The 18,954-nt window shown below is 40.3% G+C and carries 23 protein-coding genes; 4 read left to right on the plus strand and 19 right to left on the minus strand.

Features of this window, described 5'->3' with window-relative positions:
- The first annotated feature begins 78 nt into the window (after positions 1-78).
- Entirely contained in the window at positions 79-558 is a 480-nt protein-coding gene (locus ACEQ1T_RS05760; RefSeq protein ID WP_370222060.1) for a hypothetical protein, read from the plus strand.
- 125 nt (positions 559-683) lie between these two features.
- The gene (locus tag ACEQ1T_RS05765; RefSeq protein ID WP_009332942.1) at positions 684-857 is read left to right on the plus strand and encodes a DUF2759 domain-containing protein; all 174 of its coding nucleotides are present in this window, start codon (positions 684-686) and stop codon (positions 855-857) included.
- Positions 858-911: 54 nt separating this feature from the next.
- Here ACEQ1T_RS05765 and ACEQ1T_RS05770 read toward each other — a convergent pair whose 3' ends face one another.
- From ACEQ1T_RS05770 to ACEQ1T_RS05840, 15 genes are all read right to left on the minus strand, one after another.
- Positions 912-1,226 carry an MTH1187 family thiamine-binding protein gene (locus ACEQ1T_RS05770; protein WP_370222062.1) on the minus strand — a complete coding sequence of 105 codons (315 nt, stop codon included), beginning with the start codon at positions 1,224-1,226 and terminating at the stop codon, positions 912-914.
- A 16-nt stretch (positions 1,227-1,242) separates the two neighbouring features.
- Positions 1,243-2,406: a hypothetical protein gene (locus ACEQ1T_RS05775; RefSeq protein ID WP_370222063.1), complete on the minus strand. Its 1,164-nt coding sequence runs from the start codon at positions 2,404-2,406 to the stop codon at positions 1,243-1,245.
- Positions 2,407-2,631: 225 nt separating this feature from the next.
- The gene (locus tag ACEQ1T_RS05780; protein WP_370222064.1) at positions 2,632-3,819 is read right to left on the minus strand and encodes a M14 family metallopeptidase; all 1,188 of its coding nucleotides are present in this window, start codon (positions 3,817-3,819) and stop codon (positions 2,632-2,634) included.
- Between the two features lie 173 nt (positions 3,820-3,992).
- Positions 3,993-4,955 (minus strand): ROK family glucokinase, encoded by a 963-nt coding sequence (locus ACEQ1T_RS05785; RefSeq protein ID WP_370222065.1) that lies wholly within the window; start codon positions 4,953-4,955, stop codon positions 3,993-3,995.
- Positions 4,956-4,974: 19 nt separating this feature from the next.
- A complete protein-coding gene (locus ACEQ1T_RS05790) occupies positions 4,975-5,175 on the minus strand; it encodes a YqgQ family protein (protein ID WP_206838724.1) in 201 nt (66 codons plus the stop codon).
- A gap of 159 nt (positions 5,176-5,334) precedes the next feature.
- On the minus strand, positions 5,335-6,822 hold the full coding sequence (locus tag ACEQ1T_RS05795; RefSeq protein ID WP_244671127.1) for a spore germination protein: 1,488 nt from the start codon (positions 6,820-6,822) through the stop codon (positions 5,335-5,337).
- Between the two features lie 148 nt (positions 6,823-6,970).
- On the minus strand, positions 6,971-8,491 hold the full coding sequence (locus tag ACEQ1T_RS05800) for a rhomboid family intramembrane serine protease (RefSeq protein WP_206838726.1): 1,521 nt from the start codon (positions 8,489-8,491) through the stop codon (positions 6,971-6,973).
- Positions 8,492-8,628: 137 nt separating this feature from the next.
- Positions 8,629-8,829 carry a hypothetical protein gene (locus ACEQ1T_RS05805; protein ID WP_053434403.1) on the minus strand — a complete coding sequence of 67 codons (201 nt, stop codon included), beginning with the start codon at positions 8,827-8,829 and terminating at the stop codon, positions 8,629-8,631.
- A 93-nt stretch (positions 8,830-8,922) separates the two neighbouring features.
- A complete protein-coding gene (locus ACEQ1T_RS05810) occupies positions 8,923-9,873 on the minus strand; it encodes an L-lactate dehydrogenase (RefSeq protein ID WP_370222067.1) in 951 nt (316 codons plus the stop codon).
- A gap of 51 nt (positions 9,874-9,924) precedes the next feature.
- A complete protein-coding gene (locus ACEQ1T_RS05815; RefSeq protein WP_206838731.1) occupies positions 9,925-10,713 on the minus strand; it encodes a DUF92 domain-containing protein in 789 nt (262 codons plus the stop codon).
- Positions 10,706-11,281: a 5-formyltetrahydrofolate cyclo-ligase gene (locus ACEQ1T_RS05820; RefSeq protein WP_206839297.1), complete on the minus strand. Its 576-nt coding sequence runs from the start codon at positions 11,279-11,281 to the stop codon at positions 10,706-10,708. Before ACEQ1T_RS05820 ends, ACEQ1T_RS05815 begins: the two co-directional genes overlap by 8 nt.
- Positions 11,282-11,397: 116 nt before the next feature.
- Entirely contained in the window at positions 11,398-11,547 is a 150-nt protein-coding gene (gene rpmG / locus ACEQ1T_RS05825; protein ID WP_009332954.1) for a 50S ribosomal protein L33, read from the minus strand.
- 77 nt (positions 11,548-11,624) lie between these two features.
- Entirely contained in the window at positions 11,625-12,266 is a 642-nt protein-coding gene (locus ACEQ1T_RS05830; protein ID WP_206838733.1) for a hypothetical protein, read from the minus strand.
- 27 nt (positions 12,267-12,293) lie between these two features.
- Positions 12,294-13,529: a glycosyltransferase family 4 protein gene (locus ACEQ1T_RS05835; RefSeq protein WP_206838735.1), complete on the minus strand. Its 1,236-nt coding sequence runs from the start codon at positions 13,527-13,529 to the stop codon at positions 12,294-12,296.
- Positions 13,526-14,164, minus strand: a complete 639-nt coding sequence (locus ACEQ1T_RS05840) for a DUF4912 domain-containing protein (RefSeq protein ID WP_370222070.1) — start codon at positions 14,162-14,164, stop codon at positions 13,526-13,528. Before ACEQ1T_RS05840 ends, ACEQ1T_RS05835 begins: the two co-directional genes overlap by 4 nt.
- Before the next feature lie 316 nt (positions 14,165-14,480).
- On the opposite strand from ACEQ1T_RS05840, the gene ACEQ1T_RS05845 reads away from it, so the two are divergent.
- Entirely contained in the window at positions 14,481-14,882 is a 402-nt protein-coding gene (locus tag ACEQ1T_RS05845; protein ID WP_370222071.1) for a hypothetical protein, read from the plus strand.
- On the plus strand, positions 14,875-15,363 hold the full coding sequence (locus tag ACEQ1T_RS05850; RefSeq protein ID WP_206838737.1) for an endolytic transglycosylase MltG: 489 nt from the start codon (positions 14,875-14,877) through the stop codon (positions 15,361-15,363). The genes ACEQ1T_RS05845 and ACEQ1T_RS05850 overlap by 8 nt, the downstream gene beginning before the upstream one ends.
- Positions 15,364-15,430: 67 nt before the next feature.
- Here the strand turns inward: ACEQ1T_RS05850 and phoU are convergent, their stop codons facing one another.
- The 4 genes from phoU to pstC form a co-directional block, all read right to left on the minus strand.
- On the minus strand, positions 15,431-16,090 hold the full coding sequence (gene phoU / locus ACEQ1T_RS05855) for a phosphate signaling complex protein PhoU (RefSeq protein ID WP_206839299.1): 660 nt from the start codon (positions 16,088-16,090) through the stop codon (positions 15,431-15,433).
- Positions 16,091-16,154: 64 nt separating this feature from the next.
- On the minus strand, positions 16,155-16,982 hold the full coding sequence (gene pstB / locus ACEQ1T_RS05860; protein WP_206838739.1) for a phosphate ABC transporter ATP-binding protein PstB: 828 nt from the start codon (positions 16,980-16,982) through the stop codon (positions 16,155-16,157).
- Positions 16,983-17,000: 18 nt separating this feature from the next.
- The gene (pstA, locus tag ACEQ1T_RS05865) at positions 17,001-17,885 is read right to left on the minus strand and encodes a phosphate ABC transporter permease PstA (RefSeq protein ID WP_206838741.1); all 885 of its coding nucleotides are present in this window, start codon (positions 17,883-17,885) and stop codon (positions 17,001-17,003) included.
- 1 nt (position 17,886) lies between these two features.
- The gene (gene pstC, locus ACEQ1T_RS05870; protein ID WP_206838743.1) at positions 17,887-18,861 is read right to left on the minus strand and encodes a phosphate ABC transporter permease subunit PstC; all 975 of its coding nucleotides are present in this window, start codon (positions 18,859-18,861) and stop codon (positions 17,887-17,889) included.
- Between the last annotated feature and the right edge of the window lie 93 nt (positions 18,862-18,954).

Below are 18,954 nucleotides of genomic sequence, written 5' to 3' on the forward strand. Positions count from 1 at the left end.
TCCCAGTGTTGGATTAATTGTTTATTATTTTACACTATATCAGAATGGAATGCCTTAAATCTGCAAAAGGAGAATAAGATGAAAATCCTTTATGGCGTTGAAGCCAGCTATATTATTCAAGATGTGCCCGAATTCATGGATCTAATAAAAAAAGAGACTGAACTGTTCGATTTTCAGCAGAGCACTTTTCTGTTTGAGCAGATGGCTCATACAGAATTTACAAGAAGTATACTTGCCGAAGCCGGGCTGTTCGAAGAATTTTTTACCCTCTGTTACATAAAATCTGGTGTAAAGGGAGAAACTTTTGATGACTTTGCCGTAGAAACAGACAGCGGATTCTGCTTGTACACTGAGCTCCTTAGCGCCTTTACTATAACCGGGGGCAGTGCGGAAGATATACGGATGGCTGTCTATCAATTTCAGGAACATTTAGTCTTTACGGCAAAAGAAGAAGAAATGCCATTGGTTTATTTTTCAGAACTTCACTTAAAGGATTTAATAAACGGCATTGCTGAAGCATATGACATACAAGTGTCATTTTTAGACCTCGACAAATAGAAGAAAAAAATATAAAATAAAGGACGAATGTATATACTTGGGTTTTACATAATGGGTATATAACCTGAAGAATGATTTTGATCTGGCTTTTGCCTGCTGATCACGAAATAAAGGGGGCTGTTTTAATGGGACTACCAATCATTTTTGCATTAGTCGCAGTTCTTGCAGCTTTTGGTGCGTTTAGCGCACTGAAAAACAAGAACTTCCTTGGCTTGGTTTTTGCTGTAGGAACACTTGCCGTTTTCGGATGGTTCTCTGTAATGACCATAATTAACAGTGGATATCCTGCTGTTCACTAGGCTTCAATCTTAAAGAAATAAAAGGGCTTCCCTCAATGGGCAGCCCTTTTATTTTTAGCCATTTAACTGACTTTCAACCCTTTGTACCTTTTCTTCCATTTTCCTTTTAACATCACGTCTGTCATCAATGCGAATATTGGTCGCCACCCTCATTAGGCCTTTTTCAAAAGGGACTTCATGCATTGCCTGGATGACCTCAAACAAATCAGGAAGCTCCCCTTCAATAATAGTATTCATGGGTGTCAGCTGAAATCGGATTCTGCCGCTTTCTTCATATTTTTTTAATACACGCTGAATGTCTGCCACATAACTGCTGACACTTGGCGTTTCGGTTCCAATTGGAATGACTGTAACGTCTGCAATAGCCATATTTTTACTCCTTTATCTAACTTGATTTATCATTATGTTCTATTAACCGAAAGACTTCTCTTCTGTCGGTCATTATTAATTCTTCGAGATAAAAACCCGCTAAACAGGCTGTACCATTGGGTGAGCAGCTGAGCGGCGCATTTTCCATATCTTCCAGAAGCACTTCCTTATCTCCTGTTTCACTGTCAACTGATATAAGCTGAAATCCGCCTGCATACATATCACTTTCAGCGCTATACAACGGCTGAAAAGTTATGATTCCCTGAGGAGTCCAGTCATAATACGGTACCAGCCAATCCGAAAACCTTGTCAAATGAGGTACTGAGATTGAAGATAACTTCCTGAAATCATTATCCATAAAAGTATACATAGCCTGGTCTGACTGATCTGCTGGCACAGTGATGGTCATGAACCTGTCTTTGGCCGAATCGAATTGAAAAATGTCTGTCTCAACCTGGGTTTCATTATTTCCTTCAATAGATTGTTTAACCAGCGGTGCAAAAAGTGACGGATTTTCATTGTCCCAATCAAGGAAGAAAAGATGATTTGAATCCCCCCATTTGGCAAAAGGCTCCCTTAAGTTTAATTCTTCTGATGTACCTTTTGCAATGTCGATATGGTAGGAAGTAAAATCCCAGTCTTCAGTAAATGAAGCAATTAATAATGATTCTTCATGATAAGGGTTCCACTCAACAGCGAAGTCAAAGCCTGAAATATTTTTCTCCCAAACAGCTTTCCCATTTGCTTTTATAACGGTTAAAGTTCCTTCATAGGTGCCTGGTGACGTTCGAATCAGAATGTATTTGCCAGCTGGGCTGACCGTTACGGAAGCAATCGGATGTGAACTTTCATAGAGCAGATTTTGATCGCCTGAAAAGAGGTTATAGGAAAAAACCCTGGAAGCTGCTCCCTCATTTACAGTGTAAACAATTTTGTTATCGCTGAGCCAGCCATTTGCTCCCTGAAATTCCCCTTCTTTAATCCGGATAGGCTTAACACTCTTATTTTCAGCATTATCAGGTGGTGCGGACGATTCAGAGATTTCAATTTCTTGATTCATCTTCTGCTTCATCTCAGCTTTTTCCGGCTTTACACAGCCGGTTATTAAAAATAGTGAAACCATCAGAATAAAAAATAAAAAAAGAAACTTCCCTTGATATGTAGATTGAGTGTTCAACACATCCGCACCTCCTTTTCTCCTTAAATATAAGTACGTAAACAGCATGAAAATGTTTCAAAAATAATAGAATAAATGTGTTTAATAGGAAAAAGCCGTTTTTCCGTCTTCGATTTGGAAAATCGGCTGGTTATCATCGAACTATTGGCTTTGTGAAGTTAGTATGATAGTTATTTTAATGTCTGTTTGATTAAAATACAATAAAGAAACATTTTCAAGGTTATTTTTTCACATATAAAGCGATGCAAGAAAAATGCCCAGCACTTCTTCATAAATATCATCATATTGTGACAGGGGCAGCGGATTGATGCCTCTTCCAAGTTCAATTGTGAATCCCGGTCTCCGGAACTCCTGTATGAACCAATCCTTATAACCCGCAAAACTATCAATGAATTGAACTGCCTTATACCCGCTGACACGTTCGAACTCAAGCGCGAGTACCTGTGATTCCGGCGGCTCCAATCCCTCGTATCCCCAATAAAATTCTGCTCCTTGTGTATGGAAGGCAAGCATTCGATCGAATTGATTATCACTTGCCAATTCCGCCATTGCGATGGCTTCTGGTTCCGTTAACGGGGCTTCCCCAAGATAATCTCTTGGTGCCGGGGCATTTTGTTCAGTTCTCTCTTTCTCAAAATCCCATTTGGCAGGATACTGATTATTTAAATCAACACCCCTAATATTAGCCTTCCAGCCTGAAAAATCAGTGCTTCCTCTATTTATAGCTATCACTTCTTCCGAGAGTTCTGGTGGTGGCCCATTTAAGACGAGATCTACTCCATCTGGGTTCACCATTGGAACTATGGAAAGGTCAACGGAATTATATAAAGGCATTGTAGAAATCCCTCTTATCGGCCGGACATTTGTTATGGATAAGAGAAAGCTGTTCAGCAAAGCCATTAATATAGGGGTGGTAATCCATTCGTTTGCATGAAATGATGCATTAATTTGCACTTTCTTATTCCCTTTTCCCAGGCGTATCTCCTGAATTGGCTTCCCAAGGACACTTCGGCCAATTGTATTTACCTTTATAAATGGATAAATATCTGACAGCATGGAAATATCAGCTGTTAAAGCTTTATAGTCATAATTTCTCCTGCCTGATACAATTGGAGATATTACCCTCCTTGGCAGCTTTATGGCTCCACCTGTGGCCAGACTGGTGGGATTAAGGGATTGATTCACCAGGAGAACAGCATCTACAGAAAGGTTTCGGGAAGAACTCAGCTTCCAAAAGGTGTCTCCTGGTCTAACCGTATAATTTTGCAATGTAAAGCCGGGAATATTAATTTCCTGGCCTATCTGCAGCGATGCAGGATTAACACCGGGATTGGAATCAGCAATGAGATTGACTGGCACCATAAAGAGCTGACTGTAATACCATAAGGAGTCTCCGGACCGGACTTTGACTTTCATCTTTATCCCCCTTTCCATCATTTCAATTTTATGAAAAAAAGAAAAAAAAATGACTGTTTACCTGTGTAAATTTGAATTGCAGATATGAAAAAGGATTCCGCAGTGTCTAAAGACTCTCACTGTTTTGAGCAATGAAAAAAGCACCTGCAAGCAATCAGGTACTTTTACTCAATTTATTTATTTTTAGCAAGCCAGGCTGCTCCAATTACGCCGGCATCATTGCCCAAAGTCGCAATATCAATGACTGTAGAATCCCTCACTCCTGGAAACGCAAATCTAACGAAGTTTTCAATAACAGGCTTCAGCAGGACATCCCCTGCTTTAGATACTCCTCCGCCTAATACTATTTTTTCCGGATTTAAGGTATTTGCAATATTTGCCAATGCCAATCCAAGGTGCATAGCTGTTTCATTGACAACCAGAAGAGATGCTTCATCCCCATTCCTTGCCGAATCAAAAACATCTTTTGCGGTGATTAACCCATTTTCCTTATACAAATTGGAAAGAACCCCTTCTCCACCCGATTTTAGGTTTTCAAGAGCCTGCCGGACAATGCCTGTAGCTGATGCTATTGTTTCAAGGCAGCCCGTTTTTCCGCAATTGCATTGAGCTCCGTCAAAAGGAACGGAAGTAATGTGGCCAATTTCACCTGCAGCTCCGCTGACTCCCTGCACAATATCTCCGTTGGCTATTACGCCGCCGCCGACACCTGTGCCAAGTGTTACACATACAAGATCTTTAGCGCCATTTCCGGCTCCCTTCCACATTTCGCCCAGAGCCGCGCAGTTAGCATCATTATCAATGATGACTGGAAGGGATGTTTCCACTTCAAGCAAATCCTTCAGAGGGTAATTATCTTTCCATCCTAAATTAACAGTGTTATATACAACACCTGTTGCCAGATTTACAGGACCTGGAGCCCCCATGCCAATGGCGATGATTTTATCCTTGCTTAAATCCAGTTCCTCCAATTTAAGATCGATGGCTTTAGCTATATTTATCGTAATATTTTTTCCTTCTTCACTATTGTCAGTGGGAATTTCCCATTTATGAATGATTTCCCCATAGTAGTTGATAAAAGCAAGTTTTGTAGTTGTTCCGCCTAAATCTACCCCAACCAGCCATTTTTCTGCCAAACTCCATCACCTTTTCTGTCTATTTTTTCTCTTTAAGATTCTGAATTTCAGTCCGTAAAATCAAGATGCTGCTCTGGTAATCTTTCACATCAATAAGCTGAGAATCATATAGCTCTTTTAATTCTGCAGCCATAAGCTCCAAATCAGCTTCACGATCCCCTATGTAGATGATTGTCCCATATTTCTTAAGAAATTGCTGTATATCATAAATGGTTTTCATTCTGTACCTCTGCCCTATCGATAAGTTTATACCTCAATAAAGTATAATCTAAATTTCCAACCTTCTCAAGATGGACAAGCTCCCGCAAATAAATAAGATTCCTGGGCTAATCTAAAAAACCCCTTCCCGGCACAGCAGCCAGTGAGGGATTTTTTAGATTTAGCGATCTGGATCTTTTGGATGCAGAAAACGCGGCCGCCTGTTCTTCAATGGTATTGGCGATCTGAGCAATACATCCCTGAATGCTCTCAAATTGAAAGGGATGAATGGCCACAGGTATGGCACTCCAAAAGACTTCATTCTTGCCAGCATGATTATCAGCAGCATGATGCCAGCTACATATCCATAAGTATGGAAAATACTTGTTGCAATCAGCAAGGCGATTCTTATCAGCCTGTTGGCCAGGCTCATTTCATAGCTTGGTGTTGAAAATGTTCCAATTGCTGCTATTGCTAAATAAAGAATTACTTCATTAATGAACAATCCAACTTCAACAGCTACCTGTCCAATCATCAGTGCAGCTACCAGTCCGAGTGCAGTCGCCAGCGCGGATGGAGTATGGATCGCGGCCATCCTCAGCATATCCAAACCGAGCTCTATCATAAGGAACTGAATGACTAATGGCAGCTGTCCTGTTTCATTCGGCCCGATATATGATAATGCATCAGGCAGCAGCTGTGGCTGTATTGCAAATAAGTACCATAAAGGCAAAAGAAAAATGGAGGCCCAGACAGCCAAAAATCGGACAAATCGCAAATATGCACCTACAAGGGGCTTATTACGGTATTCCTCAGCATGCTGCAGGTGATGCCAGAAGGTTGTCGGTGTTATGATCACACTGGGCGAACCATCGACGATAATGCATACATGCCCTTCATAAAGATGGGTTGCTGCTGTATCAGGCCTTTCGGTATACCTTACCATCGGGTAGGGATTCCAATGCCGGCCGGAAATGAATTCCTCTATTGATTTTTCGGCCATTGGCAATCCATCAGTGTCAATCTTAGAAATTGATTCCTTTATTTTTTTAACCATTTCAGGATCGGCAATGTCTTCAATATAACTGACAACAATATCTGTTTTAGACCGTCTTCCCACTTGCATATATTCCATGCGAAGTGTCCGGTCTCTTATTCTTCTCCTCGTTAAAGCAGTATTAAAAACAAGTGTTTCTACAAACCCATCCCTTGAACCGCGGACAACACGTTCGATATCAGGCTCCTGCGGGCCTCTTACCGGATATGTACGGGCATCAATGAGAATCACTTCATCGACACCATCCACAACTAAAGCAGTCGGACCAGCCAGCACCATATCCACAACTTTATCCAGATCATCAGTGGTTTCAACCTCTACGTAGGGTATATACGTTTTTATTAACCGGGAAAGTGTATCCCCTTCCAGCTGGCCTGCATCCAATCCAGCAAGCATTTTCATCAGATAGTGCAAAATATCGTCTTTTACAAAGCCATCTACAAGATATAGAGCCATTTCCCTTTCTGCATATTCAACATCCAGCTGAATCACATCAAAGCTTTTTTCAACTCCAAGTGCTTCTTTAAGATATTCTATATTTTCTTTCAGTGAAACCTTTACAGGCTCTTTTCTGACTTTCTCCAAAATCCCCACCTCAGCATTCTGTTCCATTCTTTTCCTTGCATACTATTCAACATCATAGACATGCAAAAAAAAAATCATACCAATGATTGGCATGATTCAATGAAAATCCGCAGGAAATGAAGATTATATTTCCCAGGAAGTAAGCTGAAAATTCAGTATAATACCAGCTGTCTTTCTATTCTATTTGGTTTAAAAGCTTTTGATAATCTTCCTGATCCGGTTTAAGACCAGCTGCTTTTTGAGCATGATATCTTGCTTTTTCCGGGTCTTCTTCATCTAAATAGATCAGTGCAAGATTGTAATGTGCTTCGTGGAAAGCAGCTTCTTCCTTTACTACGTGGAGAAGATGATCTTTCGCATCTTCCAGTTGTCCCACCTTTATTTCCGCATATGATAACAGGAAATAAGCCTCTGGTGAGGCATTCCCTTCATTAACAAAATCAGCAAGCATTGATCGAGCCTTTTCAAACTCTTCAGCATTAATATGCTCCTGGGCCATCACCATTGCAGTCTGTTCATTTAAAAGCCTTCCTGGTTCATTGAAACCATATTTCAACAATCCAGCAGCCAGACAGAGTGATGCTGCTAAAAACAGGAACTGAAGCAATGGCCGCTTCTTCCTGGGAAAATGCACAATTCCAGTAGCAAGAAATCCGCCAATCAGCCCGCCGATATGGCCAGCGTTATCAATCCCCGGAATGGTAAATCCAAATGCAAGGTTTATGCCCAATACCACAAGTATATTAAATCCCATTGTCCGGAAGAAAAGACTAGGATAAATGAGCCCAAAATATAAAAGTGCTCCGAAACAGCCAAAAATAGCTCCGCTTGCTCCAGCTGAAAGGGTAGGGCTAAAAATGAAACTGGCTAAAGTTCCGCCAAAACCAGCAGCCAAATAAATAACTAGGAACCTTAGATTTCCATACACGCGTTCCACTGCCGAACCAAGATAAAATAAGGCAAGTGTATTCATTAATAAATGGAGCAGTCCGATATGAAGAACAATCGGGGTCAAAAACCTCCACCATTCCCCATCAAGAATTAATGGGTTAAATTTAGCCCCATACTTAATTAATGTCGATGTATCTGTGCTCCCGCCCATTGCTTCCAAAACTAAAAAAACAGCAACTTGAATAAAAATGAATATATACGTAAAAAATGGCTTCCCAAAATTAAACATTTCCTTTTCTTTCTTTGCTGTTTTCACAGCTTTAGAAAGAGCAGCATGCTTCAGAGCTTCAACATCCATTTCCGCATAATTTCCGGACAGTAGGGTTAATGGCTTTTCGAAAATGGCCTCAACCTCACTTAGGCTATCCGGTTTGCCGGACTCAATGATTAGGGTTTGGACAGAGGCTTTCGCATTTTCAGGCATGAAGGGTTCTGTAATGCGGAATTCATAGTCATCGACAGGCAGGTACTTTGTGACATAGATATTTAATACTGGCAGCTCCCTTTTACCAAGCTGCTTCCTGACAGATTCTGCTTTTTGGGAAGTAACTTCGATATCCCGCTGCATCCAATTGCTCCAGTCAAGATTATATTTTAGGAGCCTGATTGCCTTTATCGTTTTATGCTCCATCTTTTCTAGCCATAATTCATCCTGATCTCCAGATAGCTGAATCATTCTGTACCCCTGATCAGATATGAAATAATCCGCAATTTTCCAAAATAAATAATCCTCTTGAACGGCCAATTCTTCCCCCACTCTCTATACGTTTCAATGATTACAATACTTTATTTAACTATAGGCAAAAAAGAAACCTTTTGTAAAAGAAAAAGCACCTGAATATTTATCCAAAATAAAAAGACCATTACGGTCTTTTTACTTCTTTATTGCCGCCCTTCCGAGGGCCCAGAAGAGAAAACAGAGCTCATCATCCTGTCGCGGACAAGCGGAAAACTCATTACTGAAGTGACTAGCAGTTTCCGCAAAAAGACATTCCCAAAAATAACATTAATCAATCGATAACGGTTATGATAGGCAAAATAAGTGCCAAGACCTATCATAAATATGGATAGTAATCGAGACATTAAAAATCCCTCCTCTTCCTTATTGTGAGAAGAGGAAATAATTTTTATCCATGCTTCATAACAAAATAAAATTCGCCTCCCAATGCAAGCTGGCTAATCCTTCCTTATTGGTTCCAGCGTTTTCTTGAGAACATTTACTGATTGGGTAAACTGATCCTTTTCTTCGCTGTTTAAGTCAAGTTCAACAATGGCGCGAATGCCATTTCTATTGACTATAGCAGGTACCCCAATGTAAACATCATCATGGCCATACTCTCCATCTAAGTAAACTGACACCGTAAGGACCGAATTTTCGTTCTGAAGGATTGCTTTCGTCAGCCTGACCAGACCCATGGCTATTCCATAATAAGTGGCCCCTTTTCGCTCAATAATCTGATAAGCCGCATCTCTGACATTAAGGAATATCGACTTAAGATCGTCCTTCCTAAAATTCTCTTCTTTTCCTATCCAGTCATCAATGTTTTTCCCTGCAATATCAGCATGGCTCCATACAGGCAATTCAGTATCTCCGTGTTCACCTATAATATATGCATGAACATTACGAGTATCGACTTTGAAATACTCTCCGAGCAGAAACCTGAATCTGGCCGTATCCAGTATCGTTCCGGATCCAATTACTCTTTCTTTTGGCAGTCCGGAGAATTTCCAGACTGCATAGGTCAGAATATCTACTGGATTTGTCGCAACCAGGAAAATGCCATCAAAACCGCTGTCCATGACATGATTCACAATGCCTTTAAAGATCTTCGCATTTTTTTCCACAAGATCCAAACGTGTCTCCCCAGGCTTTTGATTAGCTCCAGCAGTTATGACAACCAAATCAGCCTCTTTGCAATCTGAATAACCTCCAAACCAGATCGATGTTGGCGAAGGGGCAAATGGCATGCCATGATTTAAGTCCATAGCATCTCCTTCAGATTTATCCTTATTTAAATCGATTAGAATCAATTCCTCTGTAACACCCTGATTTAATAGTGCAAAGGCATAGCTTGAGCCTACAAAGCCAGTTCCAATCAGCACGACTCTGTTCACCCGAATTTTCATAACAACTCTCCTTTTCACTTTAAGGTAAGGAACAGCAGCAGCTCAGTCCGTCTATATCAATAGAATAAATAGAAGCAATCCCAACGAGGCTGAAGCTAAACCCGAACAAAAATTAACAAAGTCATTATCTGCAAAACGCCTTCCTTTTACCAATAAGGCCGGCTGTCCGCAATGTTCGGTTTTTTCAACATTTTCATTGCACACCAGGCACTTGTATTCAGCCTGAAAAAAAGCCCCCAATATGGAATCAATCAGATTTCCCGCAAATCCAAAGATCCCAATCAGCATAACCTCATAAAGTGAAACGCTGAACAGCATAAATGAAAGAAGTGCAATAGCAAAAGAACCTGACAAAGCTGCAATTGTGCCCAGAATGCTGACAGCACCTGAAGTTCCCGTCTCTACTGGCTTCCAGGTCCTCAACGAAATGGGGGATTTTTGACTTAATGAACCAATTTCTGATGCCCAGGTGTCCGAATTCGCTGCAGCCAGGCCAATTAGAAATGCTATTAGCCAAACCGGTGATGGATTCAGGAGATAGAGTATGCTGGAAATAGCTGCTATTCCTCCATTTGCTGCCACCTGCTGCCAATCCCTCCTTGACCCTTTTGCATGCTTATTTTCGAATGTCTCTTTTCTATGGCTTTTAAATTTTGACCAAAAGCTTGAGCTCGCAAAGAAGAACCCCAGTACAAGGAGACCGTAAAAACCAAATCCCCATCCTGTTGCCGCACCTACAATGAATGCGGCTATACTGCCTGAAAAGGTCAGTAATCGGAAATAATATCCAGCTAGAGCTGTGATCAATATAAAAATAATAATTACAATAGATTCAAGCATTGCCGGATGCCCAAACCTGCTGATCGGTAATAATCATTTCCACCGGCTTGTCATGGTTTTCCACTGGAAAGCCGTTTAAAATCTGCAGTTCAAAAGCCAGTGAGACGGTTCTTCCTTTATAGTGCTCGAGAAAACGATCATAATAGCCTCCCCCAAACCCCAGGCGAAAGCCGTTTTTCATGTATGCGAGCCCGGGAACAATTAAGGTTTCGATTTCCTCACTGCGAACTTCATCTGTCTTTTCTGGACTTGGTTCCCATAATCCATAGTACACAGACTCCAATTCCCTGAAGCTTTTCAGTTCACGGAACACCATTTGCTTTGTGTGGGGAATGCATTTCGGGACAGCAACCCTTTTTCCATCTTCCCATGCTTTTCTGATAATCTGCCACGTATCCGCTTCAGGCGGCTTTGAAACCGTTATTCCTATCGTTTTAGCTTGAAGCCATAAAGGACTGCTATAAAGGCTGCGGGCAATTTCATAGGATAGCTGTTCAAACTCAGGCTTGCTCAATTCCTTCATTCTATTCAGCATTTGCTTTCTAAGCGCCTTTTTATCCATTTCCATATCATACCCTCCAACAGAAGATGACATATGCAAATCCCCTCAATAATTTATCCAAAAAAGGGAAGTATACCCATAAAAAAAGTCAACAAAAAAAGCAGTAGGAATGATCCTACCGCTTATTTTGTTTCACGATGTGTAGTCGAACGCTTATCTCTTGGGCAATATTTTTTAAGCTCAAGACGATCTGGATTATTTCGTTTATTTTTTTTAGAAATATAGTTACGATCTCCACATTCTGTGCAAGCTAACGTAATGTTTACACGCATGTAATTTCCCTCCAAACTATGTTCAAACTAGTTCGTTCATACGACTTTTCTATAATATCACTTTTTAATTCGAAATGCTAGTACGTTTTTTTAAAAGTACCCTCTTTAACCCTGCCTATTAGCAGGTTGTTATACTGAAGGATTTCTGATTTGCTGTCTCCGTTAATAATCCATGATTCTCCTTCTATTGTCCCTCTGCCATTGAATGCTGCTTTAAGGGAGAAGACGCTTATGGCATTCCCCTGGACCATCGGATGATATTTTAAAGTTCCTTTCTTTCTGCAGTTCCAAATTTGGTCACTGTATACATTCCAGTATGGCTGAATCGTACACTCTTCCATTTTTTTGCCGTTTAGCTGGCCATTAACCAAAAACAGCTTGGAATCAGCCAAATGAAAGATGACATTTTCTGCGGGAGAAATGAACGAGAGATGTTCACGGGAAGAATAATCATGTCTGTGCTGCAATAAGAGCTTAATCATTCTGGGCTCGTCCACATGGTTTGTGATATAGCTTTTAAAATATGAAATTTTGGAGTGGATTTTTTCTGTCTTAATTTGAACAGAAATATTTTCATCAGGAAATATCTCTTTACTGCCATTCTCCATCCAGTAAGTCTTCCCGTCTATCCATAAACCCGGAATCATTTTCAATTTCCCGATCGGCGCTTTCTCCATTTCTTCATAAACATCAGATTGAATCCAATTTAATGTATTCATCTTCATGCACCTTTTTCTATAATTTTTTTAAACAAAGTCTTCTAGCTTTTGGCTGATTAGGGTTTCTTGGAATACTCTTTTGGTTTCCTCCGCAATGCGTCCCCAGCTGAATAGGCTTTCTGCGACCTTTTGACCTTGTCTGCCAATTGTAAGGGCTGCTTTTGGATCTTCAAGGAGAGCGGTAGCCTGCTCTGTGAAACTGCCAGGTTCTCCCGGTGTCATGAACAGTCCCGAATATCCATGTTTTATTATCCCCTTTAACCCGCCAGTGTTAGATACTATCGCCGGTTTCCCGGCAATCATTGCTTCGAGTGCAACAATGCCAAATGGCTCATAATAACTTGGAAAAACAGCGAACTCACACTTCAGAAAGAGAGCTACTCTTTGCATATCATTAATAAAACCCGGAAAATGAATTACATCGTCAACATTCAGTTCTTTCGCTTTTTTTCTATGTGCTTCAAGCATAGGCCCTTTGCCGGCTATAATGAAATAAGTATCCGGGTACTTTTCTTTTATAATAGGCGCTGCTTCGATCAAGGTATCAAACCCTTTTTCCCTGACCATCCGCCCAATAGAAAATATCAGTCTGCCGCCTTTTTTTACCTGCAGCCCCTCCAATAAAGAGTCAACGTCTTCAAGAAGGGGTTCCTTGCTGATTCCGTTTGCAATAACAGACATTTTTTCGTTTTCAATAGCAAATTGCTGGAGTACTTCTTCCTTCATATATTCACTGCAGACAATAACCTGATCTGATCCGAGTATCAGCTGCTCTTCTTTTCTATGGATAAACTTCTGCAATTCTGTGTAAATCCCATTATTCCTTCCATATTCGGTTGCATGTATAGTCGTAATTAAAGGACACTGTAAACTCTCCTTTAATGACAGGCCGCATGCACCCACAAGCCAGTCATGTGCGTGGATGAGCTCAAAGTGGTGGAAGGATGACAGTTCATTGGCTTTTTGCTCCATCGCCAAATTCAATCCTAAAATCCAATGCAAAAAGTTAGGATCTTTTTCATTAAGCGGCTTAACTCGATGTATATAGATACCGTCTTTACGTTCATTGCTGGAAAGATTTCCTGGATTAGCTGTCAGAATATGGACCTCATAATCATGTTTCAATCCTCCGGCGAGTCCATGGACATGTCTTGATAAGCCACCGACAACATGGGGAGGATATTCCCACGTAAGAAGAAGAATCTTAGGTAAGCCTTTATGGCAGCTTTTTTTATTTGGCTCAGCAGTTACCGTTTCTATCATTCTTTACCTTCTCCTTCACTCATTGATTCATAATAAGTGTATGTACTCACATTCACTGTCCATTCAGCAGGCTGCTTCTCAGCATCGCCTTTTCCGGATGATTGATAAATCATTTCCTCAGAAGTATGAATTGCTTCTGAGCGCAGCAAAGGAAAGAAATGAGATTCTGTCAATTTTATGCCAAGCTCCACACAATACACTTTACTAGGTTTGAGCCCTTTGAAGATCCACTCTGATTGATGGGACAGGATTACTTCATGATCAGAGACCGCATTTGCGCCATCAAAAATGATCCCCGTAACATCATAGATTCTTAAAGATTTTCTCATGGAAGAGACAGGCTCGTCCAAGTAAAGTGAAGCCATCTTCTCTTTATGCCTAGATAATTTCCATATTACTTTTACCTTATCAGCTCTTAAGCGTGTTAATATCAATTGATCTTTCATTTGTTTAGGAAGTGCATTTTCTTCAGCGGTTATTTTATTCCCGGCAGAGTCCACGCTGTTGCGTTTTTCTTTATTTTGGATAAGTTTGGTCCATTGGTATTGCACTTTTCCTACTGTTGTATCAAGCTCAATGGCAATTTTGCGAAATGAAAGCCCCCTGCGGCGAAGCTTAATAATTTCATCGATCATACCCGGCACCTCTTGTATTTATTTTCATAAGCCACTAAAAAAGGTATATATATGACAAAAAGCAAAATTTTATGACTATTTATATAGCTCAATGTTATCACTGATATGGATAGGCTACAATGAACGGAAATTGTCGCTTCTTGCGAATGCACATGCCTGCTTGAATAATAAATAAGAAAAAATTTTTCAAAGTTTGCCGGGATGCTTTTTCGACAGAGCTTCAGCGACAAAAAGCTATAATTTTCACCTGCTTGTGGATTACATATCGAAATTTGTCAATTTTGATGGTAAAATATTTCTGTTCAATGAATATGAGGTGACTTTTTTGGAATCAATCATGCTGGCATTATTGATCATATCTATAGGGCTATTTGTTCTTTCAGTGTTCTTGAAAGATCCTTATAAAGAGCTGCGCGAAGAAATGGACCAAATGTCCATGCAGCAGATTCAGGAAATGTATCAGATTAAAAAGAAATTAAAAGTATTGGAAGAAGAACTGCTGGTGGCTGACGACCCCTTTATTCAGCACGTTCCTGCAGAGTCTTCTGCTCATTCCTCAGTGAAAAGGGAAGTTCATGAAATTATAAAAAATCAGGTGATGCTGCTTACCAGGCAAGGATTGTCAGTTGAGCAGATTGCCAGACAATCATCACTCTCTCCTGATGAAGTAAGGACTATTCAAACAGAAATGAAATTTAGAGGTCATGGATATGAATAAAAGAAATACCCGGGCATTTGCATTTGGCATCCTTATGGCTGTCATAGCCTTCGGCATAGCCTATTTTTTCATTAAACCGAATCAGTCTGAAAATAGAAAAATAGATGAAGACAGCGCGAAAGAATTTCTTCAGGCGAACGGCTATACTGTTTTAACAGACAAAGAATATACTCTACTTCAGCAGCGGACTAAATCCGAAGATCCAGCAAATGAAAATACGGAAGAAAAAGAAGAACCTTCTGAGGAAGATACGGAGTTGGAAGAAGGCTCACAGGCTGCCTATCAGCTTACAATTGAGAGCGGCATGACACCTGGGGAAATCGCAGCACAGCTTGAAAAGGGAAATGTAGTCGATCAGGCAGCAGACTTCGGCAATTACCTTGAAGAATACGGGTACAGCAAAAAAATACAGCTGGGCACATTTGAGCTGACCCCTGACATGAGCTATAAAGAAATCGCTAAAGTCATAACAAAAAGCTAAAAGGAGCTGAATCCTTTTAGCTTTTTTCCTTCTGCGCTAGCGAGGCATGACGCTTCCGTTTTTCTTATTAATTATTCAAATCATACTGACGCCCTTTTACCAAGTAAAAAATATGTTCAGAGATATTGGTGACATGATCAGCTGCTCTTTCTAAATATCGGCAAACAAAAGACAGCTGAGTGATCTGAGGAAGGTATTCCGGTTTCTGCAGGTTGATTTGCAGCAGCTCTTTAATTGTTTCACCATAAAGGTCGTCTACCTGATCATCCATATCAGCTACTTTTTTTGCCTTTGTAATATCTTCTTCTGTGAAAGCTTCCAATGATAAGCGAAGCATTTCGGTGGAAATTTCGTACATTTCTTTTATATGCTCAATCGGCTTAATAAGTGGTTCTGACCCAATCCGTATTGTAGACTTCGCAATATTTACTCCAAAGTCTGCTATCCGTTCAATGTCTGTCGCGATTTTAATTGCCACAATGATGCGGCGAAGGTCAATTGCTACAGGCTGCTGTTTGGCAATTAACAGAATGGCTAAATCATTTATTTCTTCATATAAAAGATCTGCCTGGTTATCGTCATCAATGATTTCAAGTGCCAATTCTATATTTTGGGTTTCAAGCGCCTCAACCGATCTATGCAAGGCCTCTCCTGCAAAATTGCCAATTTCAATCAGTTTCTTTTGAAGCTCCTGCAAATCATATTCAAATCTCTCACGTACCACCATCAATGTAATCCCCCTTCATCCTAAAAGTAATAATTAAATCGTTGATACAAACCAGTAAAATAGATTAGCCGAATCGTCCAGTGATATAATCTTCAGTCCGCTTATCTGAAGGGGTAGAGAATATCTTATCTGTATCGGCAAACTCGATTACTTCACCGTTTAAGAAGAAAGCTGTTTTATCAGAAATACGGGCGGCCTGCTGCATATTATGAGTAACGATGATAATACTGAATTCTTCCTTAAGCTCCTGCACAAGCTCTTCTACCTTTAAGGTAGAGATAGGGTCAAGTGCAGATGTCGGCTCATCCATTAAGATGACATCTGGTTCAATTGCTAGACAGCGTGCAATGCAAAGGCGCTGCTGCTGCCCGCCTGATAAGCCATACGCATTCTGGTTCAGGCGATCCTTAACCTCATCCCAGATTGCCGCTCCCCTCAAACTCTTCTCAACAATCTCATCAAGGATCTTTTTATCGCGAATACCGTGAATTTTCGGGCCATATGCTACATTTTCATAAATGGACTTTGGAAATGGATTTGGCTTTTGAAAAACCATTCCCACATTCGTTCTTAAATCCTCCACTGTAAATGATTTATCAAGAATATTACGCTCCCGGTATAAGATTTCGCCGGAAATTTTTACTGAAGGCACAAGTTCAACCATGCGGTTTAGAGTTTTAATATATGTGGATTTACCGCATCCTGATGGTCCGATAATGGCCGTTACTTCATTTTCATTAATGGCTAAATTGATATTTTTTAACGCATGCCCTTCACCATACCAAAGGTTAAGATCTTTTGTATTATAAACAACTTTTTTGTTTTCTGTTGAATTTGGGTTTATGTTTTCTTTTTTTACATTTGGATTTGTTTTCTCTGTCACTACAGGCATTTTATAAAACCTCCCAGGCTAATATCTTTTTTGGAATTTATTCCGAATTAAGATGGCTATTGAGTTCATCGCGAATAAAACAATTAATAAAATAACGATTGTGGCAGCTGCCAGGTTTGCATATTCTGCTACTAGAGCAGAGTCGATTGTCCAATAATAAATCTGTACCGGCAAAATCGTAAATTTATCAAAGATTCCATCAGGAACAGGAATTAACAAAGCCGGTATACCGATAACAACCAATGGCGCTGTTTCGCCTATAGCCCGCGATAGTGCAAGAATAACCCCCGTAAGGATTCCAGGTAATGCTGCAGGAAGAACTACATTTTTAATGGTTTGCCACTTTGTCGCTCCCATACCGTAAGAGGCTTCTCTTAAAAATTGGGGAACAGCACGGATTGCTTCCTGGCTGGCAACAACAACCACTGGAAGAACCAGCAATGCCATAGTAAGACCGCCAGCAAGGACTACAGAACCCAAATCCAAAGCTCTTGCAAAAACAGTTAGTCCTAGTATACCAAAAACTACTGAAGGAACACCTGCCAAGTTGGAGATATTCGTTTTAATAAAAGAAGAAATACGTCCCTTGGCTGCGTATTCTTCAAGATAAATAGCCGTACCTACCCCAAGAATCATCGTAACGGGAGCAACAACAAGCATCAGCCATAGTGTTCCTGTTATTGCTCCCCAGATTCCGGCTCTTTCAGGATCTGTCGATAAGCGATTCATTAGAAAATCTATGTTTATCCAGCCTAATCCATCTGAAAGGACTCGATATATCAAGACGATCAATACTACAAGACCAAACAAGGTTGCCAAAAAGAAAATCGTTTTCGCCATATTATTGGCAAGGAGACGGCTGCCCATTTTTTTATGCACTTGTTCTGAATCTACATATTTCATATTAATATTCCTCCCTGAACCTGCGAGAGATATACTGAGCAAGAAGGTTCATAATTAACGTAAACACAAACAATGTCATAGCAACAGCATAAAGACTGTAATATAATGTTGTACCTGCGGCTGCTTCCCCGCCTGTTACTTCCACAATATAAGCAGTCATTGTCTGCATGGATTGGGTAACATCAAATGTAAAGTTTTTCGAACTTCCGCTCGCAATGGTTACGATCATCGTTTCCCCGATTGCTCTAGAAATTCCTAACACAAACGAAGCAATGATACCTGAAATAGCTGCTGGTATAACCACTTTCCAGGTTACCTCAAGCTTTGTTGCCCCCAATGCAAGGGCACCTTCCCTCATAGCATTTGGCACAGAACTCATTGCATCTTCAGAAAGGGACGCTACCATTGGGATGATCATAATTCCCATTACAATCCCCGGGCTTAAAATATTCGTTGGTTCAAGGCCGGGAATAAAAGATCTTAGTAAAGGTGTTACAAATGTAAAAGCAAAAAACCCATAAACAATAGTAGGAATACCAGCCAGAATTTCAAGAAGCGGCTTTAAGGTTTTTCTTGTTTTTTCTGAAGCGTATTCACTTAAAAATATCGCTGTCATCAGTCCCACCGGAATGGCAACAAGCATGGCTATTAAAGTGGAAATGATTGTTCCGGTCAGTAAAGGAAGAACTCCAAAAACAGCATTGGCACCTAATGGCTTTAATTCAGTGCCTGTAAAAAAATCTATAAAAGGAACGTCTTTGAAAAAGGCGATTGTTTCCGTAATTAAAGTAAGTACAATTCCAATAGTAGTCAAAACAGAGATTGCTGCGATACCAAATAAAATTTTTGGAATTAATTTTTCAGTATAATTATTAACACTTCGAGATTTTTTCTTTTGTTGTATGATTTCACGTATATTCAACTTTTTGTCGTTATCGTGAACAGCGCTTTTTGCCAAGTGTAAAACCCCTTTCATCCCTCTCATCCATAGAAGAACTATTTAGCTTATAATACCCGCATAAAAACTTTTAACACTGCAAGAAGATGAGAAGTCTACCCTCTCATCTTC

The sequence above is a fragment of the Cytobacillus sp. genome (assembly GCF_964223445.1).
In the GTDB taxonomy this organism is placed as follows: Bacteria; Bacillota; Bacilli; order Bacillales; family Cytobacillaceae; genus Cytobacillus.